Raw genomic sequence first — 23,143 nt, forward strand, 5'->3', positions numbered from 1 at the left:
CATGAAATTAGATGTGCTTGCCTTTGGCGCTCATCCGGACGATGTGGAATTGTCCTGTGCCGGCACCATCCTGCAACTCGTCCGTTCCGGTCGTAAGGTCGGTGTCGTGGATCTGACGAAGGGTGAACTGGGTACCCGTGGAACCCCTGAACTACGGGATCAGGAAGCCCGGGAAGCCTCCCGAATTCTGGGTCTCAGTTGTCGCGAGAACCTGGGTATGCGGGATGGTTTTTTCGAAAATGATCCGGAACATCAACTGCAAGTCGTCCGGATGATCCGGAGGTATCAACCCGAGTTGATCCTCTGCAACGCTGTTTCCGATCGGCATCCGGACCATGGTCGGGGTGCGGCGCTGGTCGCGAAGGCTGCCTTCCTTGCCGGTCTGCTAAAGGTCGAGACGGACGATAACGGAACAAGTCAGGCGCCCTGGAAATGCAGAGCCTTGTATCATTACATCCAGGACCGCTACGACACCCCCGATTTTGTCGTCGACGTGGCTGCTGTCTGGAAAGAGCGGATGGAAGCAGTGCTTGCCTTCAAATCCCAGTTTTATAATCCGGAATCCAATGAACCGGAAACACCCATCTCTTCCCGTGAGTTTCTTGCCTATCTCGAAGCCAAGGCTGCCGTATTCGCCCGCCCTGCCGGCTTGACCTATGCGGAAGGTTACATCGCGTCCCGGACCCCTGCCGTAGAGGACATATTTGATTTGTTGTAAGATTCCTGCTTTAAAATAAAAACGCCCCGTCCTTGGACGGGGCGTTTTTATTTTGGGGAGTTGGTAGTATTCCCTGGGTATTACTTCACGATCATTTGCTTGGTTACAGCGTTGTCGGCCGTGCGTACCGTGTAGGTGTAAACACCATGAGCCCATGAACCGGTGTTCAGGGTAACGGTGTGGATACCTGCAGCAAGGTTGTCGAGTTGCTCGGTGTAAACTACTTTGCCGAGGATGTCAGCAACGGTGAAGTTGATCGACGAAGCCTTTTTCAAGGTGATGTTGATCGAGGTCGATCCGTTCGACGGGTTCGGGTAGTTCTGAGAAACCGAGAAGTTGTTGTTGGCGATCGAATTGTCGGTGCCGACCGTCAGCGCGTCTACCAGGGTGTAAACGATATCGCTGGCGTTACCGAGGTTGTTGGCCTGATCGCAGGTACCTGCAGTTGCAAGCGCGTGACCAGGAGCGCCGTCACGCTGATAAAGTACCACGGCTTCGTTGGTTACGTTACGACCAACAGCAGCGAAGACACACTCTTCGAAGTTGGCATCGTTGCCCGGAACGGTACGACGAATGTCCATCGGGTAGGTCCAGGTGTTACCGCCATCGCTGGAGGTCATCATGTAGACGTGCTTGTGCGACTGGGAATACAAGGTCGTGTCAGACGCTTCGTCGATGGTCTGGTAGGTCATGAAGATCGTACCGGCGGCATTGATACCTGCAGAGGGCTTCTCGGTGATCGGACCACGGTAGAGGCCCCACGGGAAATCGCAGGTGCCGCTTTCCGGAGTATTCAGCACATCGTCGCCGTTGTAATCCACTGCGCTGGCGATGAGGACGTAGTTGGAACCGTCGCCAGGATCAGGACCCATGTCTTCGTTCCAGTAGAACAGACCGTCGGTGCCGGGGAAGTAGGAGAGACCCTGGCCGGTACCGGTACCCGGATCGTCGCAAAGAACGCGGTTAGCCGAGAACCATACGTGGCACTTGTTGTTGTTGTCGATGAGGACACAGGGGTCGCCGCCATTTGACAGCAGGGTATCGGCGATACCGTCACCGTCAACGTCGGTCAGCATGGTAGCGCTGTCGAACAGCGGGATCGGGAAGCGCTGGACAATGGTCTTGGTCCAGGTGTTACCGCCGTCGGTCGACTTCATGAGCACTACATCGGTCGAGAAATCGCCAGCAACGAATGCTACAAGGTCTCCGCGAACGTCGATGTTGTATGCGTCACCACCGAAACCGGTGTACTGGGTGGAGTCGAGTTCAGCAAGAACCGACTTCAGTACAGGCCAGGTAGCTCCGCCGTCGGAAGAACGGGAGTAATAGATCGGGCCGTCCTGTCCTTCGTAAGGCGTGCCGGATACACCGGAACCCTGCCAAAGTGCGTGTACGGTCTCACCGTTGCTTCCGCCAGAGATGGCTTTAGCCCAGGTGTCATCGTTCGGCGTGGTCGGAGCCAGGGCCGTAGCGAACTGCGTCCATGCGCCGGTTCCTTTGGTACCGCGCCAGTTGAGCAGCATGCCACCGGTCGTGGAGCAGTGAGCAATGCTCATTTCCTTGCCGGTCTCGGTGACGATGATGTTCGTGAAACCGGTACGGTTCGCGCCTTCCGTGCGGGTGCTCGGTCCGGGCGTTCCGGTGGTGTTCAACGAACCGTTGATCCACTGGGTACCGTCCCAATAGTTATAACCGGTACCGCGGTTCGGGAAACCGCTGTTAGCGTCCGGCGAGAAGGTCCATGCAACCGAAATGGTACCGTCAGAATTCTGCACGATACGATTGGAGGTGGTACCATTCGTTTGCAAGTCATAATACGTGTATCCAATTACGTCGTCGGACGAGGTGGTCGTCGCGGAACGAAGATTGGATGCAGGAGCTGCGACCCACGGGCGGCTCTGGATGTTGTTGAACGGCACTCCGTTGTCCATGGTCGCACGCTGGGGGACAGGAGCACGGCGGTTCTTCAGCGCTGCAGGTACTTCAGCTTTCTTGAAACCCTGCGGTAGCCGTGAAATCCGCTCTTGCGCCACAACTCCCAGGCTCACGGCCAGCGAGAGGCATACAAGTAAACCTTTTTTCATTTTACGATGGTTTTTGATTTAGACTGTTGGTTAATGTCTCCGACAAATTTAGGTAAAGAAGTGGCGATTCCAAACCCTCAGGAAGGCGATTTTACCTCGCTATGACCGTTTTTGGTCACGTAAGCGTCACGATCAAAGTGTTAAGTAAAATCCTGCTCATGATCCGCGTATCCAACCTTCCGTCAGGGAGGCCAACTGCGCACCAACGGCCTTTCTGGAAAATCGTGCAATCGCATGCTCCCTGATCGTTTCAGGTTGAAATGTTTGGAAGGTTCTGCACATCTGTTCCAGTGCCGCCAACAATTCGTCCGGCGCATCGGGAGCAATCAGGATCCCATCCGAATCGGTGATAAAACTTTCCGGTCCCCCACATCGGGTTGCCACCACGGGCTTTCCGCAACTCATCGCTTCGGCACAAATCAGGGAAAACGTTTCGACCCGGCTGTTCATGACCAGAAAATCGGATTGTGACAGGTGCTGATAAACTTCGTTATTCGGCAGACGCCCAAGAAATCGAATGTGTGCTTCCGGCATCGATTGAGCCGCGGCCAATTTTTCAAGTTCGCCCCGGTCAGGTCCATCGCCAATGATCGTCAGCCGGATGCGTGGATGCAAACGATAAAGTTCCTTCATGCTCCGGATCACGTCACTGATGTTCTTGATGCGGTCGACAAGATCCGCTACCAGGAGTATCTCGATGGTATCGGCGGATTTTCCTGGTCGGGAGCTGACGGGAGGCGATGCTACGATGTTCGGCACGACCGAGTAGCGTCCTTTCAGCCCCTGTCGCTCCATGGCAGTTTGTAAAAAACCGGAAACAACCATCACGCCGGCGGCCTCTGCGCATAATCGTTTCGACAAATGCCGATGCACCCATCCGCGTTTTGCAAAGGCGCCACTGGCATAACCCGACCACTGTTCTGCAACGACAAATGGAATCCCATGTGTTCTGGCCAACCTGCGTGCCATAATGCCGCTGCGATTCAAGATGTAGCCAACGACAAGCGATGGTTTTCCGAAATGCTGCAGGGCCAATGCGACCGCCGACTGTATTGAAAGCGCATAAGCGATCCAACGGGAAAGCCATCCATGGCGTCTGGGGTAATACTGAATGATCTCGAGTAAGTTCCCGTTTTCCCGTATTACAGATCCTGTCTCACCTTGATCCACCGCCATCGCGTAAACCACACACACCCGGTAATGATCCGCCAACGCTTCAGCCTGCTTTTGGATGAAAACACCCAACTGGAGATCCTCACGGTTGGGATACCACCTGCAGATCCACAGAATATGTTTAAGAGGAGGATGCGGGGTCATAGGCTTCGGCTCCCGGGCCGGTGGATCTTTCGGGTACGCAGACGCAGGGAGTTCCCGACAACGATCACATCGGAAAATGCCATCGATAAAGCGCCCAACATCGGGCTAAGATAACCCGCGGCGGCAATCGGTATCGCAACCACATTGTAGAGGAATGCCCAAAAGAGATTTTGTCGGATCGTCCGGTAGGTGAGCCGGCTGACCTCAAGCGCGTCCAGCAGGTTCCGGAGATCATCGGAACGCAGCAAAATGACTTGAGAGGATTGGATCGCGACCTGCGTGGCATCCGACAAACTGATCCCGACACCGGCTTTTGCAAGAGCCGGTGCATCGTTGATGCCGTCGCCCACCATCGCCGTTGGCGCTTTGGCGGAAAGCTTCCCGATGATCTCGAGCTTTTCACGGGGGTGTTGCTCGGCAAAAACTTCTTCAATGCCTAAGAATGCTGCAACAAGCTTGCAAGCGTCAGCTTTGTCGCCACTGACCAGAACTACCCGAACGCCCTTCCTCTTAAGCGTTTGGACGGTTTCATGGGCACCGGTTTTTATCTCGTCAGACAAGTCTGCGGTTGCTAGCAGTTGATTGTTCTTCAGGACATAGATGCTGTGGCCGAGATCGGCATGAAAATGCTGCACCATCCGGAACGATCCGATCGAGTAGAGGTCACCCTGCCGTGTCCAGCCGTTGATACCGATGCCTTTGTCCTCTTCGATTCGTTCCCATTCAAGAGTGTTGCCGGATCGGAATCCTTCCTGCTCCAACGCCCGAACGATCGAACGCCCGATCGGGTGGGAACTGCGAGATTCCAGGGCATGGAGTACTTCCTTTAATTCCTGTAAACTTCCCTGCAGCACGTTGATCTTTTCGATCCGGAAGTTGCCGGTCGTCAGCGTGCCCGTCTTGTCGAAGACAACCGTGCGGATACCGGCCAGGGTTTCCAGGGTCGATCCGCCTTTGATCAGGATACCATTACGTGCTGCCCGTCCGATGCCGACCATCACAGCGGTCGGTGTAGCCAGGCCCATAGCGCAAGGGCAGGAGATGACCAATACGGCAACACTGTGCAGCACCGAAGCCCCGACGCCGATCTGCAACCATAGCCACGAAACTAAAAATGTAATGATCGCAATGGCTACCACCGCCGGAACGAAGATCGCACTGACACGATCCCCAAGGCGTTGGATGGCGGGTTTGTCGCGTTGTGCTTGTTTCACCATGGCGATGATCTTCGACAAGGTGGTGGAAGTCCCGACATGTTCCGCGATCATTTGGAAATTGCCTTTCACGACGATGGAACCACCCGTCACCGATTCATTGATCGTCCGGTCCACCGGCAGGCTCTCACCGGTAAGAAAGGACTCGTCCAGTGAACCCGAACCATACACAATTCGACCATCCACCGGTACCCGATCCCCTTCGTTGACCTGAACCTTATCGCCAATCCGTAGTTCACTCACCAATACCGGCTCGAGTTGTACTGCTCCCGATGCACCGGTCACAACGCGAAGCGCCTGTTCCGGTTGCAAACGGTTGAGTTCACGGATGGCACTGGTTGTTCGTGCAACCGAACGGTGCTCGATCAGGTTGCCAAGGAAGATCAGGGTGATGATGGTGGCGGCCGTTTCAAAGAATAAAAATTCTTGCGCGGCTGCCGAACCAGAGAAGCGGATCAAACCCGCCAACGAATAGAAGTAGGCCGAGCTGGCACCCATTGTGATCAGGACATCCATGTTTGGGAATCCTGCGAGGATGGATTTCCAGGCAGAACGGCCAAAGTGCATCCAGCCGATCAACATGACCGGTGTGGCAAGACCGAACTGAACCCAGGGTGAATGCAGCCAATGAAAGGGCAGGAACATGTGGAGGAAAAGCGGAAGGGTGAATGCAAAGCAGAACCAGAACTTTCGGCTCAGATCGGTCACGGTCTCCAGGCCGTGCGACTCCAGGGAGTCGTCTTGTGTGGTTCGCTGATCCGAACGGGAAGTAACTTTGTAACCGAGGTCGTGGATCGCGTCGACCGCGGCATCGACCTTTTCTGGGCCGACTTGTACAAAGGTCACCTCGCCGGTGGCGAAGTCGACGAACACGTCCTGAAACCCGGATTTTCTGAGTGATCGGGTAATGGTTTGCGCACAGTTCGCGCAGTCCATTCCTTCTACACGGAGTTGCGTATGATCCGTTACTTCCTGCATGGCCGGAATACGTTCAAAGGTACGGAACCTCTACCCAGTGCCGGGCGAAATGGGCAGAAAACAAAAAGGGCTGTCTCATCGACAGCCACTGTTTCGGGTGAAAGACGGGACTCGAACCCGCGGCCTCCAGAGCCACAATCTGGCGCTCTAACCAACTGAGCTACAATCACCATGAACCGCCTGACGGGCAAGCGGGGCCGCAAAAATAGGAAATTTTTAGGATTATCAAACAAAGACGCCCATTGCCGTTAATGCGAAACGGAATCCGGGCCTGACCTCCACTAAAGGGAAGCTCACTTCAGTTCATCCTGCAGATAATCCTCCCAGCGCTTGGTCTTGTAAAGATCCTCCGCGAAATACCGCATCACGATCAGCATCTGCCGGTTGTCCATGTAACCGGGTACAGGGCCGATCGGATTCATCTTGTCATCGAGAAATACGGTAGTAGGATACGACATCTGTCCATTCAGCAGGACGGCAGCAAGTTCGTTCGATCGGTATTCAGGTTTGAAGCCATATGTTTTTCCCTGAAAATGCAGCGAGTCTTTCGTCTCTGCATCCATTTTAACCGCGTAGAAATGTTCGTTGAGATACTTTGCCACTGCCTTATCCCGATAGGTGCTGGCGTCCATTTTTTTACACCATCCGCACCAATTCGTATAAATATCAAGCAGGAGCTTTTTGGGTTTTTCCTGTTGCAGTTTACTGGCCTCTTGCCAGGTATACCATTGCACTTGTTCACCGGATTCCTGGGCTTGCAAATAGCTTGGAATCAGGTAAACGGCGATCCAAACCAAAACAAGACGAAGGATCAGGCGAGGACGAAAAACGAGTGCGGGGCTGACAAACATTCCGTTAAATATAATCGGATCAGGGTAAAAATCCAAATTCGAGCTTTTCCTACAATCTAGCTATCCCGGTGTAGGACCAGCATTTCAAGGTGTTGTACGAGGCTGCCGTCAGCCTGCTCAAAATTGAAATTCCAGCGTATCGAGCGTGATTTTTTCTCCGGATGTTCAATCACTTCGCTGATGACCAGTCGGCAACGGATCGGCTGGTCGGGGTAAACAGGACGTAGGAATTTCCAATTATCCAGCGCCAATCCGCAAAGTACACTGGCACCAAACCGCGGCACCCAGACTTCCTTATAGAACAGATTAAATATATGTGGTCCGCTGGCGACCAGGTCTTTGAACATATGGCGCTTCGCGGTGGATTCATCCAGATGGAATTCCAACGGATCATACGCGCGGGCAAAGTCCCTGATTGCATCACGGCTCAAGGAACGGACACCCAGATCCAGTTCAGTTCCTGCTTTTGGTAGTTGCATTCGGTAAAGGTAAAAATGCAAACGGCGACGCTTTTCTAAAAAAGCGCCGCCGTTTGAAAGATGTAAAACGTTGGATCAGTGAACGCCGTGCATCATTCTGCTCAGCCAACGATACAGTACGAACAGCAACAAGGCAGCGGCCCCGCTCATGACGATGAAGATCATGAAGAAGCTGTACAGATCCGCGATTTGGAATCCCAAAATGGAGGGGATCTCGACTGGTCCCGTAGCAGCAGCGGCATGTTCTCCGGCTCCCGGAGGGATCAGGGCGCTGAGTGATCCTGCCAGTTTGTTGGCGGCGGCATTGGCGAGGAACCAGGTGCCCATCAGCAGGGAAGCGAAGCGGATGGGAGCCAGTTTGGATACCATCGACAAGCCGATTGGTGAAAGACAAAGTTCGCCCATGGTGTGCAATACGTACAAGACGATCAGCCACCACATCGAGATCTTAATCGATGCATCAACGCCTTTTACGCCAATGGCAATCACGATATAACCGACGCAAAGGAGCGCGAGGCCAATCGCCATCTTGAGCGGCGAAGGTGGCTCGGCACCGCGTCTGCCGAGGCTGACCCACAGGCTGCTGAACAAGGGTGCCAGCAGGATGATCCCAAGTGGATTGATGGATTGGAACCAGGAAGCCGGCATCTCCCAACTCCCGATATGCCGGTTGGTCTGCTGGTCGGCGAAGATCGTTAGTGAAGCTCCGGCCTGCTCGAAAGCTGACCAAAAGAATACAACGAAGAATGCCAGAATAAAGATCACCCATATGCGCTCTTTCTCGTTTCCGGAAAGGGAACCGTCGGTGATGATCAAAGCGGGAACAGCAATAGCGGAAGAGAAGATGAGTGCGCCGATGAGATCAAGTCCCATCAACTTGTTAAAGGCCCATACCAATCCGATACCGATGACCAGGATCGCGAGAATCTTGTTCATGTTCGTGGAACCTGCCGCCTTCGCCGCGGCGGGCTCTCCCTTACGGTAGTGCGCCGGAGGCATTCCAACCGGTTTCCCCTCCGGATCGATGAGGTACTTGTGCTTCGTCAGTTCAAAGATGATTACACTGATGATCATCCCGATTCCCGCAGCGAGAAAGCCCCAGCGGAAATCGTGAATATCGCCGGTGTCGCCTAAGCCTCCGCAGACAAGCGGAGAAAAGAATGCGCCCAGGTTAATGCCCATATAGAAGATCGTGAACGCCCCGTCGACCCTTGCGTCACCCTTCGGATAGAGCTGGCCCACCATGGTGGAGATATTCGGTTTGAAGAATCCGTTCCCGATGATCAGAAAGCCCAGTCCTGCAAGCATGGCCGTGTTCGATGTCGCGGTACCAAGCGAGTTGCCGCTCATGAACATCAGGATCTGTCCGATTGCCATCAGGATACCTCCCACGAGGATACTCCGACGGTTTCCCCAATAACGGTCGCTGATGTATCCTCCGATCAATGGTGTCAGGTAAACCAGACCGGTATAACTGCCATAAATGTTCGATGCGTCCTTTTCACTCATCATCAATGCCTTCACCAGGAAGAGCATCAGGATGGCACGCATACCGTAATAGCTGAATCGCTCCCACATCTCGGTGATGAAGAGGATATACAAGCCTTTCGGGTGCCCTTTCGAAGCGGTTTGACTCATATGAATTAGTCTGTTTTTAGAAGGATAAGCCGCAATGTAGCGAAATTTTAATACCCTCCTCAGCGTTGTACGGTTGCTGAAAGCCCGGAAAAAGGTTCGCTCAGCAAACTATCTTTGCTCCATGTTTCGATACCTTCTCCTGGCTTTGCTGCTCGGCAGTCTGGCTGCCCCGGCACAGAAATACTCGGTCTTCAAGGGCGATACCATCAACCGGTCGGACGCGAAAGGACGTAAGCAAGGGGTATGGAAGCGTTACTATGCCAATGATACGTTGTTCTCCGAAGGACAGTACAAGGATGGCAAGGCGATCGGTACATTCCGCACTTTTTACAAGAATGGCAAGCAACAGGCTATCATGACCTATCGCGGCATGACCGAGCGTTGCGATGCCATCGTGTATGCGGAAGCCGGACATCTGATGGCAAAAGGCGTTTACCAAAGTCAGAAGAAAGACAGTGTGTGGAGCTATTTCTCCGAACAGGGAAAGCTTCAGTCTTTGGAACAGTACCAGAAGGGAAAAAAGGAAGGGAAATGGGAGGTCTTTTACCCGGAAGGAAATCCATCGCAGACGCTCTTCTATAAAGCGGATAAGAAGAACGGTTTATACAAGGAGTTCTTTAAAAACGGGAAGACCAAGATCGAAGGTGTTATGAAAAACGATGCCTTTGAAGGAAAGGTCACGGTCTATCACCCCAGCGGAAAGGTGTGGCAACAGGGGGTATATAAGAATGGCGTGAAAGATGGCAAGTGGATCGTACTGGACGAAGCAGGGAAGACGGAACGGGAGGAAATTTATAAGTCCGGCTTTCTCCTGAACCCCGTAGCGGAACCGGAAACCCCGATCGCGGAACCCGAAAAATAAGCTATCTTTGCAGGCTGTTGAAAGCCAAATAATAGCTTGTTTTTGAGCCGTTTATAGGGCTATTCCGGAAATTCATGAGTAAAAAAGGACGTGTCTTAATGGCCATGAGCGGAGGAATCGACTCCTCTGTTTCCGCCGTACTGCTGCACGAGCAGGGGTACGAAGTGGTGGGCATTACCATGAAGACCTGGGACTACGTCAGCTCCGGAAGTTCAAAGAAGGAAACCGGTTGTTGCTCGCTCGATTCCATCAACGACGCGCGCTCCATCGCGGTCTCCATGGGTTTCCCGCATTATATCCTCGACATCCGGGAAGAATTCGGACAGCATGTAATCGACAATTTTGTCGACGAGTACCTGGCCGGCAGAACACCGAATCCCTGTGTCCGCTGCAACACCCACATTAAATGGGAGGCGTTGCTCAAGCGCGCCGACATGCTCGATTGTGAGTATATCGCGACCGGACACTATGCCAAAGTCCGTAGGCACGACAATGGCCGCTACGTAGTCAGCAAAGGCCTGGATGCATGGAAGGATCAAAGCTATGTCCTTTGGGGCGTCAAACAGGAGTGCTTGTCGCGTACCTTATTTCCGGTAGGTGGTTTTGAAAAGCCCGCGATCCGTCGAATGGCGGCTGAAATGGGCTTCCATGAATTGGCCAATAAACCGGAGAGCTACGAGATCTGCTTCATCCCCGACAACGACTACCGTTCGTTCCTCAAGCGTAGGGTGGAAGGGATCGAGGAAAAGCTGGCAGGCGGGAAATTCATCAACCGGAAAGGTGAAGTCCTCGGGCAGCATAAGGGCTATCCATTCTATACGATCGGGCAGCGAAAAGGCTTGGATATCGCTTTGGGTGAACCAGCTTATGTCATTGATATTCAACCATCTGACAATGTTGTAGTGCTGGGTAGCTTCGAGGAGCTCCAAAAGCAAGAAATGCGCGTTCGTGACCTGAACCTTATGAAGTACGCTTCGTTAGAGAATCCATTGGAAACCGTCACGCGCATCCGCTACAAAGACAAGGGGACTCCCAGTACCCTGGTTCCGGATGGTGATCGCCTCAAGGTGCTGTTCCATGCACCCGTGGCTGCTGTCACCCCCGGTCAGAGCGCCGTCTTCTACGAAGGCGATGATGTGGTAGGTGGCGGTTTTATCGCGCCGGCCGATGACCTTCAATCGAACTAACCCTTTCCCGCTTTTTCGTCTGGTCTGTTTCTGCGGCCTGCTGGTGCCGTTCCTGCTTTCGTGTAAAAAGGAAAAACAGGATCCGCTGCCCATCTCCTTCGATTATTTCCCGACCGAGCGCGGCTGTTATGTGATCTTCGAGGTGGATTCCGTCGTGCATGCGGAGAACGACAACAACAACGACGATTCGGTCTATGCCTACCACTACGAGGTTATGGAATTGATCGATTCGTCCTTCATCGATGGCTCCGGCCGCTCCGCACAGGTACTGAAGCGCTATCACAGGTTGACCGATGGGGATCCCTGGAACCTGACCTCTGTATGGACCCAGACCCTGACGGTTTCAGCCGCCTACCGGTTCGAAGACAACATCACCTTTCATAAGCTGGCCTTCCCCATTTCAGAAAACACGACCTGGGACGGTAACGACATGAATACACTGGATGAAGAGTTGTATGCCTACGAAGACTATCATGTCAGCCGTTCGGTGAACGGAATGGCATTCGATTCGACCCTTTCCGTACTCCAACGCGACGACAATAACTTCGTGGAGCGTGTTTATGGGCAGGAGATCTACGCGAACGGTGTGGGGTTGATCCGGCGTCAGCGCGACGACCTGGGTAAGCGAAACGGAATCGTTGTGAAAGGGACGGAATTTACCATGCAGGTAAAGGATTACGGACCGCGATAGGCAGGATGACCGATAAAGAAAAAAGCCGCCCGGAGAATGTCCAGGCGGCTTTTTTTCTTTATCGGTGAGGGATCAATAGTAGCGCAGCCGGATCACGTCGGCCAAATACTTGGCGTAACGGATCACCTGGCGGCTATAACCGTACTCGTTGTCGTACCAGACGTACAGCACGGCGCTCTTGTTGTCCTTGGAAACGATGGTAGCAGGGGAGTCAACAATCGAGGCGCAGGAGTTGCCGACCAAATCCGTCGAGACAAGCTCGTTCGAGACGGAATACTGGATCTGCTCGACCAGGTCTCCCGACAGCGCGGCATTGCGCAAGACTTCGTTGATACCCTCTTTGCTGGTCTCGGACTTCAGGGTGAGGTTGAGGATTGCCAGTGAAACATCGGGGGTAGGGACCCGGACCGCGTTACCGGTGAGCTTGCCCGCCAGTTGCGGCAACACCTTGGCAACCGCTTTGTCGGCACCGGTTTCCGTGATGACCATGTTGAGCGCGGCGGAGCGTCCCCGGCGGTACTTCTTGTGGAAGTTGTCGAGCAGGTTCTGGTCGTTCGTATAGGAGTGGATCGTTTCGATGTGTCCGCGCTCGATACCGAGGTTCTTCTCGATTACGGCCAGCACCGGTACAATGGCGTTCGTCGTGCAGGAGGCTGCCGAGAACACGGTTTCCTTGTGATGATCGAAAGCGTTTTCGTTCACGCCATACACGACGTTCGGCACATCCCCTTTGCCCGGAGCGGTCAGCAACACTTTGCTGACGCCTTTTGCCAGCAGGTGCTTGCCAAGCCCTTCCCGGTCACGCACCACACCGGTATTATCGATCACCAGGGCATCGTGGATGCCATAGCTGGTATAATCGATGGAAGCGGGATCATTCGCGGCGATCATGTGGACGGTGTGGCCGTTCACGATCAGTGCTTTGTTCTTAAAGTCTTCGATCACCGTTCCGGGGAATGCTCCGTGAACGGAGTCGTTGCGCAGCAGGTCACCGCGTTTGGTGATGTCTTCATCCGTGTTGGTTCGGGTCACCACGGCGCGGAGACGTAACTGTTCTCCTTTACCGGCTTGGGAGATGAGCTCGCGGGCCAGCAGACGTCCGATTCGACCGAAGCCATACAAGACGACGTCGCGCGGGATGATGGAACGCTTTTCCTTGCCAATGAATCCTTTCATCTTATCGGCAACGAAATCCTCCGCCCCCTTGTATTTGGCGCGCTCGGCCAGCCATTCGGCAGACAGGCGACCGATATCGATACGGGCCGGCGCCAGATCGAGTTTATTCATTTCCTTGGCCAGCGCCAGGGTGTCCAGTACGTTGATGGGTTTCTTGACGACTTCCTTCGCGTACTGGTGCAGGTTGAGGATCTCGCTCGCGCTGCGGTCGACGAGTTGGTTGCGGAAGAGCACCAGCTCGACCGATTTGTCGAACCAGAGACTGCCCGTCACGTGGATCAGCGCGATTGCCGCTTTCTCCAGTTGGATCCAGTCTGCCAGTTCCGTTTCGTAATTGTCTTTGTGATTCATCACCGTCTTGTTCGCTTCTTCAAGTGCCATGATTGGTAGTTAGGGATGGTTGAGTCTTGCTTTTAAACGCGAACAGCTTTCATGGTGGTGAAAGCTGTTCCTGCGCCCGGGGCGCTATGATTATCCGAGGTAAGCCTTTAACAACCGGCTACGCGACTTATGGCGCAGCCGTCGAATGGCTTTCTCTTTGATTTGTCGTACCCGCTCGCGTGTGAGGTCGAACTTGGCGCCGATCTCTTCGAGGGTAAGGCCGTGCGGCATGCCGATGCCGAAGAACAATTTGATCACTTCGCGTTCGCGCTCGGTGAGTGTGCTCAGGGAACGGTCGATCTCGCGCTGCAGCGATTCATTCATCAGCGAGCCGTCGGCACGCGGAGAATCATGGTTTTCCAGCACGTCCACCAGGCTGTTGTCTTCGCCTTGTACGAACGGAGCATCCATCGACACGTGCTTGCCGCTTACCCGCATGGTGTCGGCGATCTTTTCGGTCGGGATGTCGAGCACCTTGGCGAGTTCTTCCGGAGAAGGCTCGCGCTCGTATTCCTGTTCGAGCTTGCTGTATGCCTTGGCGATCTTGTTGAGCGATCCTACCTGGTTCAGTGGCAAACGCACGATACGCGATTGCTCGGCCAATGCCTGCAGGATGCTTTGACGGATCCACCAGACCGCATACGAGATGAACTTGAAGCCACGCGTCTCGTCAAAGCGCTTGGCTGCTTTGATGAGGCCGAGGTTGCCTTCGTTGATAAGGTCGGGGAGGGACAAGCCCTGATTTTGATATTGCTTGGCAACCGAAACCACGAAACGGAGGTTCGCCTTGGTCAGACGATCCAGCGCGTTCTGGTCTCCCTGCTTGATCAACCGGGCCAGCTTCACTTCCTCTTCGGCCGTGATCAATTCTTCACGTCCGATCTCCTGCAAGTATTTTTCCAGGGACTGGCTTTCCCGGTTGGTAATTGATTTGGTGATTTTTAGCTGACGCATGAGAGAGAAGGCAATCGATTTCGTTAGAAAATTAACAGAAATCGAATAAAAATGTTTGGTTTAGACGTATTGCAAAGATACGACTCCGGCCTAGGCGAAGCAACTTTTTGTTCATAAACGGTGGATAACTCTGCCTTATTTGTTGAAAAAAAAGAAGCCCCGAATCGGCGGATTCAGGGCCTCTTTTTGATCGATTTCAGGCTTATCCCGGCTCAGATGCCAAAGCCATAGTAGGCTTTCATTCCGTTCGGGTAAACCCCTTCGATCAGGATGCCACCTTGTTTTTCTTTTAGAAGCTGGTCGAGTTCCTGGGTGTTCCGGACCGGTTTTTTATCAATGGACGTGATGATGAATCCTTCTTTGATACCGGCACTCCGGAGTTTGCCGGAATACAGTTTGGAGACTTTCACGCCACCCTGCAGGCCAAGCCTGCCACGTTCTTCCGCCGATGCCTGTTCGAACGATGCGCCCAACAGATTCAGCGATTCTTCGGCCTTCACGATGCGCGTATCGCCATCCTTGTTGCGCAAGGTCACGGCCAGCTGTTGTTCCTTGCCTTCGCGCAGAATGCTCAGGCTGACGCGGTCGCCCGGACGGAAGCGGCCGATCTGTTCCTGCAACTGTGGGGTGTTGTTCACGGTGATATCACCGACGCGGGTGATGATGTCGCCTTCCCGCAGTCCGGCTTCTTCGGCCGCGCCGCCCGGCGTCAGACCGGCCACATACACTCCTTGCGTTTCGCGGAGGCCGCGTTCGTCAGCCAGTTTGGAGTCAATGTCGCGGATGCTCACACCGATGAACGCGCGCTGGACACTGCCGAACTCCACCAGGTCGTCCACCACTTTTTTAGCGAGGTTAACCGGAATGGCGAACGAGTATCCCGTATAGCTGCCGGTGTTGGAGGCGATGGCGCTGTTGATGCCCACCAATTCGCCCCGCGTATTGACGAGGGCACCGCCACTGTTACCGGGATTGACCGCGGCATCGGTCTGGATGAACGATTCGATCTTGAACTGATCCGGCAGGATACCGATGTTACGTGCCTTGGCACTGACAATACCGGCCGTCACGGTCGAGGTGAGATTGAATGGATTGCCGACGGCAAGCACCCATTCGCCGACTTTGAGATCGTCAGAGTTCCCGTAAACGATGTACGGCATGTTCTTCTCGTCAACTTTCAGGAGTGCGAGGTCGGTACTCGGGTCGGTGCCGACCACGCGTGCTTTATAGGTCCGGTTGTCGTTGAGCGTCACTTCGACTTTCTCGGCATTCTCCACGACGTGATTGTTGGTGATGATGTACCCATCGTCGGTGATGATGACCCCGCTGCCGGTGGCCTCAGCCTGTTGCGGACTGCGTGGTCGACCCCAGAAATCGAAGGGGTCGAAACTGAACGGATTGTAGGCGACTCGATTGGAAAAAGTAGTCTTGACGTGAACCACTGCATGAACACTGGATTCGGCTGCCTTGGTGAAATCCTGTACACCTTGTTCCGGTGTGGCGCTCAGGCTCACCGGTCGCACGATCCCTCCCCAGGCGTTGCGCTCGCTGGGTGCCTGGGTCGAATCCTGCAAACGGTCGAAGACGAATGCGCCGGCTGCGCCTGAGAGGGCGGCGGCGAGGAAAAGAACGAGGTACTTCCGACTTTGCTTCATCATGGTTTTTCAGATTTGATGGTGCCCTTTTTTCAAAATTTGTGCCAGCAAATTTCCACTGACAGGAATGAAATCAGGGTGAATGGAGCGGTTAAGTTGGGTTAAGGTGTTGGTTAACGACTGTTAATGAAACTGTCAACATTTCAGTTTCCCGGCGGCTTCCGCGACGATCCGGCTGACTGATTTGGCGTAACTTTGCCTTCCCATGAGCGCATTACGGGGCAAGTCAGACGATGCCGTCATCCGCAATATCCGCAACGGTTCCAACGAGCCTTTGTTTGACATCGCGCGACGTTTTTTCTCCACCGCCCGCAGGCTGTTGCGGACACGCGGTGTCAAAGACAGCGAGACGCCGAGGGTCTTTTCAGGGGTCCTGACCGAATTCGCCCGGGATGTCCGGCAAAAGAAGGTCGCGGAGCAGACCGATATTACCAGTTACCTCGTCAACGTCCTTCGGCAGTACGCTAAGGAAAACAGGGAAGCACGACGATCCAGGAACGCGCGTGACCTGAATGAGGTGCTGGAAGAGGATCGGATCGTTGCCGCCCGGTGCATCTCCATCCTCGACGAACGCAGCAAAGCCCTCCTCTTCGCACGGTACGCGGAGAATCTGAACTTCGAACAACTGGCTTCACGATTTCAGTTTTCGAATCCGGTCATCGCCCAAACGGAAGTCGAGAAAGCCGGCAGCCTGATGGAGCGCATCCTGTCAGCCCGTTTACGCAATGATACCTGATCGCATGAACGCTCTGGAACAGGCACGGTGGATGGATCGTTATCTCGAAGGCTCGCTCAGCGGCATCGAGTTGCAGCAGTTCATGGACAAGTTGGAACAGGATGTGGAGTTTCGCCACCGGGTAAGCCTGCGCAATCTGATGATCGAAGGGATCCGACAGGCGGCCGATGAAGAGTTGCAGGCACGAATCGAAGCAAGCATTCGCTACCGAAAGCCAAGAGTTCCGGTCGGCTTGAAACTACTGGCCACCTTCCTGCTGGTTACCACCGCCGGTATTGTTCTCTGGAATTATACGGGTGTTAACAGCGATTCCGACAAAGCATTCCTGCGCCTCGGTTGGCTCAAACAGCGGAAAGCGGAGGAACGAACGATCGTCCCTGCTCCGCCTGTCGCAAAGGCGCCTGCGAACAAACCTTCGACGGAGGTGGAGCCAGCGGAGGAGAAGACGGGCGATGAGTCGGTCCTGCCCATCGATTCCGGGCAGACCGCCGAGGGAAAGGATACCATATACGACGCCGCGGGTGAGATCGTCGTTAGGAAAGACCAGTTGCTCATCTCCATGGATCTCCACGTATCCAGTGATGAGCCCGGGGAGAACGCGCCAACGCTCGAGGATAAGGCGCTGGAACGACTCAACCCTGCTGCGGGTCTCGTAAAAAGCGAAAGCCGTGAACCAACCATTGCTACCGAGTTCTGGATATCACCGGTCAATTACCGCGGTTATCGTCTTCTTGATAATAAGCTGATCCTCTATGGCATCGAATCCCCTGATCGGGTCAGCCTGCTGCGCTCCAATGATCGATTGCTCCTGAAGTACGGGAATGAACTATTCATCTTGTCGGAATCCGAAGCGTTTCAACCATATCCTCGCGCCCAGGAAGCCGCACGCAGCGAAAACCGATGATCCCATCCATTCCGTTCTTGAAGTACCATGGTACCGGTAATGATTTCATCCTCCTGGATGAACGGGAAATCGATTATCAGTTGAATACAGAAGAGATCAGCAAGCTGTGTCATCGGCATTTCGGGATCGGAGCCGACGGACTGATCTCGTTACGTAAAGCACCGGATGCTGACTTCCGTATGGTCTACTATAACGCCGATGGCCGGGAAGGTTCCATGTGCGGAAACGGTGGTCGATGCATTGTCGCCTTCGCCCGCAGCCTGGGGGTCATCGGGGAGCGAACCCGCTTCATCGGAGTGGACGGTTATCACGAAGCGATGTTCCTTCCGGACAAGCCCGGATTCGTGAGCTTGAAAATGTCGGATGTAGCCGCGCCACGGAAACGAGACGGTTACGACTTCATCGATACCGGCTCCCCGCATGTTGTCGTAGCCGTACACGATCTTGCCGGCTACCCGGTCGTGGCGAACGGTCGTTCGATCCGGAACCTGCCGGAGTTCGCACCCGGAGGTACCAACGTCAATTTCGTGGAAGCGGTCAATGACAGCTTTTTCATTCGCACGTACGAGCGGGGAGTGGAAGACGAAACCATGTCGTGTGGAACCGGAGTGACTGCCGTAGTGCTGACCCTTGCCGCGCTGGCTCAGCTGCCGGCCTCCGCACGCGAAGCGCAGGTGATGACACCCGGCGGAGCCTTATCCGTCGCGTTCGACCGTTCGGAGATGGGTTTTTCAAACGTATGGCTGACAGGTCCGGCGCAGCGGGTTTTCGAGGGAACCTATACCCGATAAGGTTCACAACAACCGGTTAAAAAAAGAGCGCGAGCGAAGCGCTACAGGCATTCCCTTCCTTATTTTCGTCGTGTCAAATGCAAGCCCAATTGGGCATCGAAGGAATCCGGTATGTTGCTGATCGGTGAATTGATTCAATTGCGGGCCATGGAGCCTGCCGACCTTAATCTTCTCTACCGTTGGGAGAATGATACGTCCATCTGGAGTGTCAGCGGTACGTTGGCCCCCTTTTCACGCTATGTGCTGGAGGAGTTCGTCAGCCAGGCGCACCAGGATATCTACACGAACAAGCAGTTGCGCCTGATGATCGACCTTCGGTACTACGACGAAGAGGACGGGGTAACGGAAGAGGTCCGCAGCATCGGCTGTGTGGATCTGTTCGATTTCGATCCCAAGAACCGGCGGGCCGGCATCGGGGTCTTGATCGCCAACCGGGCCGATCGCGGAAAAGGTTATGCTACCGAGGCCTTGCACCTGCTCATCGACTACGGATTCGACATGCTGGACCTGCACGGATTCTATTCGAATGTCCGGGTGGACAACGAAAACAGCGTCGCGCTCTTCAAGAAACTCGGCTTTGAGGTTTCCGGATTGAAGCAGGATTGGTTATACGAGCAGGGTAAGTATTACGATGAGTACCTGCTTCAATTGATCCGTAAGGGATGATGTTCCGGACCGCAGCGACTTTGCTTCTGGTAACGCTGCTGTTCTCCTGCACATCACCGGACGAACAAAAGACGGACGCCCCAGCATATGCCGCGCTCTCCGATACGGTGCGTTATGTGGGCATGCAGACCTGTCGCAACTGCCACGCGGACATTTACGAGTCGTTTCTTAAAACCGGTATGGGGAAATCGTTTGATGTTGCCGGTCGGCAGAAGTCATCGGCGCGTTTTCCGGATCAGGCACCGGTGTTCGATCGTTATCGTGACTTGCATTATTTTCCATTTTGGCGAGGAGATTCCCTGCATGTGCTGGAGTTCCGCTTGTCCGGGAAGGATACCGTTTACAGTCGGGATGCGCGCATTGATTTCATCATAGGGTCCGGACAGCATACGAATTCACACTTGCGGCAGGTCAATGGTTATCTCTATCAGGCACCCTTGACTTATTATACACAGAAGGGTCAATGGGATCTCCCGCCGGGTTTTGAAAACGGTCACAACAGCCGGTTCAGCCGGAAGCTGGAGTTTGAGTGCATCTCCTGCCACAATGCCTATCCTACGCTTGTCGAAGGATCGGAAACGAAGTACACGGAGATTCCGAACGGAATTGACTGTGAACGATGCCACGGCCCGGGAGGCGAACACGTCCGGAAGAAGCTCCTGGGTGAATTGGTCGATACATCTGTAGCAATCGACTATTCCATCGTAAATCCGGCGAAGCTGTCGATCGACCGGCAGTTGGACGTCTGCCAGCGATGTCATATCCAGGGAAACGCGGTGTTGCAACCCGGAAAAACTTTTCGTGACTTCCGACCCGGCATGCGATTGTCGGATGTGATGGACATCTACATGCCCGTTTACAAAGGCAATGAAGACGCGCACATCATGGCTTCCCATGCCGAGCGCATGAAGCAAAGCCGGTGTTATATAGTTTCGGCCAAACAGGCTGAAGCAAAGCAGGGAGCGCTGAAGCCCTATCAGGATGCGATGACCTGTGTGACTTGTCACAATCCCCATGTGAGCGTTCGTGAAACGGGCAGCGGAGTGTTCAACGCCGCCTGCAATGGTTGTCATGGTGATCGGGATAAAGTGCAGTGTACCGCCTCGGTGACGGAGCGGAATCGTGAAGCGGATAACTGTGTCGGTTGTCACATGCCGAAGAACGGCACGCTGGATATTCCGCATGTTGTCACGACGGACCACCGCATCCGGAAGCCGGCGCAAAAACGGGAGGTGGAGCGAATACGGGAGTTCGTACGATTAGCCTGTATCAACAATCCGGAACCGGACCGGCGGAGCAGGGCGGTCGCTTACCTGAATCAGTTTGAAAAGTTCACGCGTGACGGTCAGTTCCTGGATAGCGCCCGTGCCTTGTTGGCGGATGCTTCACCTGCGGATGTTCAACGGAATTTTTCCTCGCTTGTGCGATGGGCCTACCTGAAAGAGGATTATCAGCAACTTCTTCGGTGGGCGGAGTTGGATGACGGGAAAGGACAATCGGAGCTGACGGCAGTTAATCGGGCCTGGACCGATTACCGTATCGGGGTGGCTTACCGCGAGACCGGGTTAAAGGAAGCGGCAGCGACCGCTTTCCGTCGCGCGATCCGACTCCTGCCGCTACAGCTGGATTTCAGGAACGAATTGGCATCAGTGTTGATCGACCTTGGAAAGTTCGGAGAGGCCAGGGAGCAGTTGGAGTTCGTGCTGCGCGAAAATCCGGAGCACCTGTCCGCATGGGTGAATCTTGGATTCCTTTCCTTGTCGGCGCTGCATGATCTGAAGGCGGCCGAGCGATGTTATCGGACCGCGCTGGCCCTCGAACCGGACCATGTACAGGCCCTGATCAACCTGGCTGGCACGCAGGTATTGTCGGGCGATGTGCATGCGGCAAAACGCTTATTGCAACGCGCGCTGGTGCTCGAACCATCTAATCAACAAGCTCGGATCAGGATAAAGGCGCTGCAGGAAACCAGTACGCGTTAAGATATCCGCAACGCTGACTTTATCTTTTCTTTACATTCGCTTAACAAGCCGAATGGATGGCCTGAGTACCTTCGGGAAACGAAATTATGAGCGATCATCGGTATAAGATCCTGTTGGTAGACGACGAACCGGACATTCTCGAATTCATGGAATACAACCTGAAAAAAGAGAATTACACGGTCTTTAAGGCGGGAAACGGGCGGGATGCCATTCGGATCGCCAAAACGGAACGTCCCGACCTGATCATTCTCGATATCATGATGCCGGAAATGGATGGCATCGAGACTTGCCGGACGCTCCGGGAAATGCCGGAGTTCCGGAAGACCATGATCGCGTTCCTGACGGCGCGTAACGAAGATTATTCCCAGATCGCAGGCTTTGATGTAGGAGCCGATGATTATATCACCAAGCCGATCAAGCCGCGGGTGTTGATTAGCAGGATCGGCGCGTTGTTTCGTCGTTACGATCCTACCGGCGCGTCTTCGGATGCTAAGGCCCAGGTGTTGACGATTGGCGACCTGCAGATCGATCGCGAACAATACCTCATCCAAAAAGGCGGAGAAAAGATCGAGCTGCCCAGGAAGGAATTCGAATTGCTCGCCTTACTGGCTTCCAAGCCTGGGAAGGTGTTTACGCGCGAAGAGATCTTGGAACGTGTGTGGGGTAATGACGTGATCGTAGGTGACCGGACGATCGACGTTCATGTGCGCAAATTGCGGGAGAAGCTTGGCGAAGAACTGATCCGAACCGTCAAAGGGATTGGCTACAAATTTGATTTCTGAGCAACAAGCCGCTTTTCGTACTTTGGGGGGCAATTGAACGTAGCTTGAAGAACCCCACACCCCGCATACTCGCGTTGATCGCCGCCCTCGCGGCGTCGGTAGTCGTTCTGGCGGCCGAGTACGTCACCACGGTCTCCACGTACTTTCAGAAGAACTGGTTGAGTATGTTGGTGGTATTTGTCATCACCTTTGTCACCACCTTTCTGATCTTCTCCTATTTATTGGAGGTATTCATTTATCGAAAGATCAAACTGATCTATAAGACGATCAGTACATTCAAAGACAGTAAGGAAAAGGCGCTCGAGCGCGTCGATCTGGACGCCGATATCCTTGGGAATGTCAGCAAGGAAGTGATGGGCTGGGAGAAGGACCGTACCGAAGAGATCGAGCAACTGAAACGACAGGAACTTTTTCGACGGGAATTTTTGGGGAACGTCTCGCACGAGCTCAAGACACCGCTCTTCAACATCCAGGGATACATCCATACGCTGTTGGAAGGTGGAATCAACGATCCGGAAGTCAACCTGCACTATCTGCAACGCGCCAGCAAATCAGCGGATCGCTTGTGTCTGATCGTGGAGGATCTGGAAGCCATATCCAAACTCGAAAGTGGTGAACTGGTGCTGGACCAGCGGACCTTCGATCTGCACGAGTTGTGCAAGGATGCCATCGACTCGCTGGAAATGCGTGCGCGGGAACGGAACATCCGCCTTGGTTTCAAAGAAGGCAGCGACCGACCGGTCTATGTCTACGCGGATAAGGACAGGATACGTCAGGTGCTGGTCAACCTGCTGGTCAACTCGATCAAGTACGGCCGGGACGGAGGGAGTACCCTGTTCGGATTTTACGACATGGACGAGAACATCCTGGTCGAAGTGACCGATACCGGCATCGGGATTGAACCGCAACATTTGCCACGGGTGTTTGAACGATTCTACCGGGTGGATAAAAGCAGATCCAGGGAGCAGGGCGGGACGGGCCTGGGATTGGCCATTGTCAAGCATATCCTGGAAGCGCACAAGCAGGTCATTAATGTCCGGAGTACCTATGGTATCGGAACGACCTTTACGTTTACGCTCAAAAAGGCGCGCTGATTT

At 54.1% G+C, this 23,143-nt stretch carries 20 protein-coding genes and 1 tRNA gene; 11 read left to right on the top strand and 10 right to left on the bottom strand.

The genetic code is table 11. The features are described from left to right. Nucleotide 1 precedes the first annotated feature (1 nt). Complete coding sequence (gene bshB1, locus IPJ96_07110) at nucleotides 2-718, top strand: bacillithiol biosynthesis deacetylase BshB1 (protein MBK7910118.1); 717 nt, start codon at nucleotides 2-4, stop codon at nucleotides 716-718. An 80-nt stretch (nucleotides 719-798) separates the two neighbouring features. Here bshB1 and IPJ96_07115 read toward each other — a convergent pair whose 3' ends face one another. From IPJ96_07115 to IPJ96_07145, 7 genes are all read right to left on the bottom strand, one after another. Then, a complete protein-coding gene (locus tag IPJ96_07115) occupies nucleotides 799-2,802 on the bottom strand; it encodes a T9SS type A sorting domain-containing protein (protein MBK7910119.1) in 2,004 nt (667 codons plus the stop codon). 156 nt (nucleotides 2,803-2,958) lie between these two features. Further along, nucleotides 2,959-4,119 (bottom strand): glycosyltransferase, encoded by a 1,161-nt coding sequence (locus IPJ96_07120; GenBank protein MBK7910120.1) that lies wholly within the window; start codon nucleotides 4,117-4,119, stop codon nucleotides 2,959-2,961. Further along, nucleotides 4,116-6,311 carry a cation-translocating P-type ATPase gene (locus IPJ96_07125; protein ID MBK7910121.1) on the bottom strand — a complete coding sequence of 732 codons (2,196 nt, stop codon included), beginning with the start codon at nucleotides 6,309-6,311 and terminating at the stop codon, nucleotides 4,116-4,118. Before IPJ96_07125 ends, IPJ96_07120 begins: the two co-directional genes overlap by 4 nt. A 95-nt stretch (nucleotides 6,312-6,406) precedes the next feature. Next, a tRNA-His gene (locus tag IPJ96_07130) sits at nucleotides 6,407-6,482 on the bottom strand. A gap of 122 nt (nucleotides 6,483-6,604) precedes the next feature. Next, nucleotides 6,605-7,162: a DUF255 domain-containing protein gene (locus IPJ96_07135; protein MBK7910122.1), complete on the bottom strand. Its 558-nt coding sequence runs from the start codon at nucleotides 7,160-7,162 to the stop codon at nucleotides 6,605-6,607. Between the two features lie 56 nt (nucleotides 7,163-7,218). Beyond that, nucleotides 7,219-7,641: a hypothetical protein gene (locus tag IPJ96_07140; GenBank protein ID MBK7910123.1), complete on the bottom strand. Its 423-nt coding sequence runs from the start codon at nucleotides 7,639-7,641 to the stop codon at nucleotides 7,219-7,221. A gap of 75 nt (nucleotides 7,642-7,716) precedes the next feature. Then, complete coding sequence (locus IPJ96_07145) at nucleotides 7,717-9,279, bottom strand: peptide MFS transporter (GenBank protein ID MBK7910124.1); 1,563 nt, start codon at nucleotides 9,277-9,279, stop codon at nucleotides 7,717-7,719. 121 nt (nucleotides 9,280-9,400) lie between these two features. Between IPJ96_07145 and IPJ96_07150 the strand changes: the two genes are divergently transcribed. The 3 genes from IPJ96_07150 to IPJ96_07160 all read left to right on the top strand — a co-directional run bounded on the left by IPJ96_07150 (nucleotide 9,401) and on the right by IPJ96_07160 (nucleotide 12,019). Beyond that, on the top strand, nucleotides 9,401-10,141 hold the full coding sequence (locus tag IPJ96_07150; GenBank protein ID MBK7910125.1) for a toxin-antitoxin system YwqK family antitoxin: 741 nt from the start codon (nucleotides 9,401-9,403) through the stop codon (nucleotides 10,139-10,141). Nucleotides 10,142-10,215: 74 nt separating this feature from the next. Beyond that, nucleotides 10,216-11,328 (top strand): tRNA 2-thiouridine(34) synthase MnmA, encoded by a 1,113-nt coding sequence (gene mnmA, locus IPJ96_07155; protein ID MBK7910126.1) that lies wholly within the window; start codon nucleotides 10,216-10,218, stop codon nucleotides 11,326-11,328. After that, a complete protein-coding gene (locus IPJ96_07160; protein ID MBK7910127.1) occupies nucleotides 11,309-12,019 on the top strand; it encodes a hypothetical protein in 711 nt (236 codons plus the stop codon). Before mnmA ends, IPJ96_07160 begins: the two co-directional genes overlap by 20 nt. A 72-nt stretch (nucleotides 12,020-12,091) precedes the next feature. On the opposite strand, the gene IPJ96_07165 is transcribed toward IPJ96_07160, so the two are convergent. The 3 genes from IPJ96_07165 to IPJ96_07175 all read right to left on the bottom strand — a co-directional run bounded on the left by IPJ96_07165 (nucleotide 12,092) and on the right by IPJ96_07175 (nucleotide 16,185). After that, nucleotides 12,092-13,546 (bottom strand): glyceraldehyde-3-phosphate dehydrogenase, encoded by a 1,455-nt coding sequence (locus IPJ96_07165; GenBank protein MBK7910128.1) that lies wholly within the window; start codon nucleotides 13,544-13,546, stop codon nucleotides 12,092-12,094. Nucleotides 13,547-13,666: 120 nt separating this feature from the next. Next, a complete protein-coding gene (locus IPJ96_07170; protein ID MBK7910129.1) occupies nucleotides 13,667-14,530 on the bottom strand; it encodes an RNA polymerase sigma factor RpoD/SigA in 864 nt (287 codons plus the stop codon). Between the two features lie 212 nt (nucleotides 14,531-14,742). Continuing rightward, the gene (locus IPJ96_07175) at nucleotides 14,743-16,185 is read right to left on the bottom strand and encodes a Do family serine endopeptidase (protein MBK7910130.1); all 1,443 of its coding nucleotides are present in this window, start codon (nucleotides 16,183-16,185) and stop codon (nucleotides 14,743-14,745) included. 205 nt (nucleotides 16,186-16,390) lie between these two features. Between IPJ96_07175 and IPJ96_07180 the strand changes: the two genes are divergently transcribed. The 7 genes from IPJ96_07180 to IPJ96_07210 all read left to right on the top strand — a co-directional run bounded on the left by IPJ96_07180 (nucleotide 16,391) and on the right by IPJ96_07210 (nucleotide 23,140). Next, nucleotides 16,391-16,921 (top strand): hypothetical protein, encoded by a 531-nt coding sequence (locus tag IPJ96_07180; protein ID MBK7910131.1) that lies wholly within the window; start codon nucleotides 16,391-16,393, stop codon nucleotides 16,919-16,921. A 4-nt stretch (nucleotides 16,922-16,925) separates the two neighbouring features. After that, complete coding sequence (locus tag IPJ96_07185; GenBank protein ID MBK7910132.1) at nucleotides 16,926-17,825, top strand: hypothetical protein; 900 nt, start codon at nucleotides 16,926-16,928, stop codon at nucleotides 17,823-17,825. Then, nucleotides 17,822-18,616 carry a diaminopimelate epimerase gene (locus IPJ96_07190; protein MBK7910133.1) on the top strand — a complete coding sequence of 265 codons (795 nt, stop codon included), beginning with the start codon at nucleotides 17,822-17,824 and terminating at the stop codon, nucleotides 18,614-18,616. Before IPJ96_07185 ends, IPJ96_07190 begins: the two co-directional genes overlap by 4 nt. A gap of 111 nt (nucleotides 18,617-18,727) precedes the next feature. Then, entirely contained in the window at nucleotides 18,728-19,282 is a 555-nt protein-coding gene (locus IPJ96_07195; GenBank protein ID MBK7910134.1) for a GNAT family N-acetyltransferase, read from the top strand. Next, entirely contained in the window at nucleotides 19,279-21,264 is a 1,986-nt protein-coding gene (locus IPJ96_07200) for a tetratricopeptide repeat protein (GenBank protein MBK7910135.1), read from the top strand. The genes IPJ96_07195 and IPJ96_07200 overlap by 4 nt, the downstream gene beginning before the upstream one ends. Before the next feature lie 86 nt (nucleotides 21,265-21,350). After that, nucleotides 21,351-22,046: a response regulator transcription factor gene (locus IPJ96_07205; protein MBK7910136.1), complete on the top strand. Its 696-nt coding sequence runs from the start codon at nucleotides 21,351-21,353 to the stop codon at nucleotides 22,044-22,046. Between the two features lie 164 nt (nucleotides 22,047-22,210). Then, nucleotides 22,211-23,140 (top strand): sensor histidine kinase, encoded by a 930-nt coding sequence (locus tag IPJ96_07210; protein ID MBK7910137.1) that lies wholly within the window; start codon nucleotides 22,211-22,213, stop codon nucleotides 23,138-23,140. Nucleotides 23,141-23,143 lie beyond the last annotated feature (3 nt).

The sequence above is a fragment of the Bacteroidota bacterium genome, assembly GCA_016713765.1.
GTDB lineage: Bacteria > Bacteroidota > Bacteroidia > AKYH767-A > 2013-40CM-41-45 > Pollutiaquabacter > Pollutiaquabacter aromativorans.

Bases quoted from the DNA above. Each gene is read 5' to 3' on its own strand.
- bshB1 (MBK7910118.1), top strand. From the start codon at position 2: ATGAAATTAGATGTGCTTGCCTTTGGCGCTCATCCGGACGATGTGGAA.
- IPJ96_07115 (MBK7910119.1), bottom strand. From the start codon at position 2,802: ATGAAAAAAGGTTTACTTGTATGCCTCTCGCTGGCCGTGAGCCTGGGA.
- IPJ96_07120 (MBK7910120.1), bottom strand. From the start codon at position 4,119: ATGACCCCGCATCCTCCTCTTAAACATATTCTGTGGATCTGCAGGTGG.
- IPJ96_07125 (MBK7910121.1), bottom strand. From the start codon at position 6,311: ATGCAGGAAGTAACGGATCATACGCAACTCCGTGTAGAAGGAATGGAC.
- IPJ96_07135 (MBK7910122.1), bottom strand. From the start codon at position 7,162: ATGTTTGTCAGCCCCGCACTCGTTTTTCGTCCTCGCCTGATCCTTCGT.
- IPJ96_07140 (MBK7910123.1), bottom strand. From the start codon at position 7,641: ATGCAACTACCAAAAGCAGGAACTGAACTGGATCTGGGTGTCCGTTCC.
- IPJ96_07145 (MBK7910124.1), bottom strand. From the start codon at position 9,279: ATGAGTCAAACCGCTTCGAAAGGGCACCCGAAAGGCTTGTATATCCTC.
- IPJ96_07150 (MBK7910125.1), top strand. From the start codon at position 9,401: ATGTTTCGATACCTTCTCCTGGCTTTGCTGCTCGGCAGTCTGGCTGCC.
- mnmA (MBK7910126.1), top strand. From the start codon at position 10,216: ATGAGTAAAAAAGGACGTGTCTTAATGGCCATGAGCGGAGGAATCGAC.
- IPJ96_07160 (MBK7910127.1), top strand. From the start codon at position 11,309: ATGACCTTCAATCGAACTAACCCTTTCCCGCTTTTTCGTCTGGTCTGT.
- IPJ96_07165 (MBK7910128.1), bottom strand. From the start codon at position 13,546: ATGAATCACAAAGACAATTACGAAACGGAACTGGCAGACTGGATCCAA.
- IPJ96_07170 (MBK7910129.1), bottom strand. From the start codon at position 14,530: ATGCGTCAGCTAAAAATCACCAAATCAATTACCAACCGGGAAAGCCAG.
- IPJ96_07175 (MBK7910130.1), bottom strand. From the start codon at position 16,185: ATGAAGCAAAGTCGGAAGTACCTCGTTCTTTTCCTCGCCGCCGCCCTC.
- IPJ96_07180 (MBK7910131.1), top strand. From the start codon at position 16,391: ATGAGCGCATTACGGGGCAAGTCAGACGATGCCGTCATCCGCAATATC.
- IPJ96_07185 (MBK7910132.1), top strand. From the start codon at position 16,926: ATGAACGCTCTGGAACAGGCACGGTGGATGGATCGTTATCTCGAAGGC.
- IPJ96_07190 (MBK7910133.1), top strand. From the start codon at position 17,822: ATGATCCCATCCATTCCGTTCTTGAAGTACCATGGTACCGGTAATGAT.
- IPJ96_07195 (MBK7910134.1), top strand. From the start codon at position 18,728: ATGTTGCTGATCGGTGAATTGATTCAATTGCGGGCCATGGAGCCTGCC.
- IPJ96_07200 (MBK7910135.1), top strand. From the start codon at position 19,279: ATGATGTTCCGGACCGCAGCGACTTTGCTTCTGGTAACGCTGCTGTTC.
- IPJ96_07205 (MBK7910136.1), top strand. From the start codon at position 21,351: ATGAGCGATCATCGGTATAAGATCCTGTTGGTAGACGACGAACCGGAC.
- IPJ96_07210 (MBK7910137.1), top strand. From the start codon at position 22,211: ATGTTGGTGGTATTTGTCATCACCTTTGTCACCACCTTTCTGATCTTC.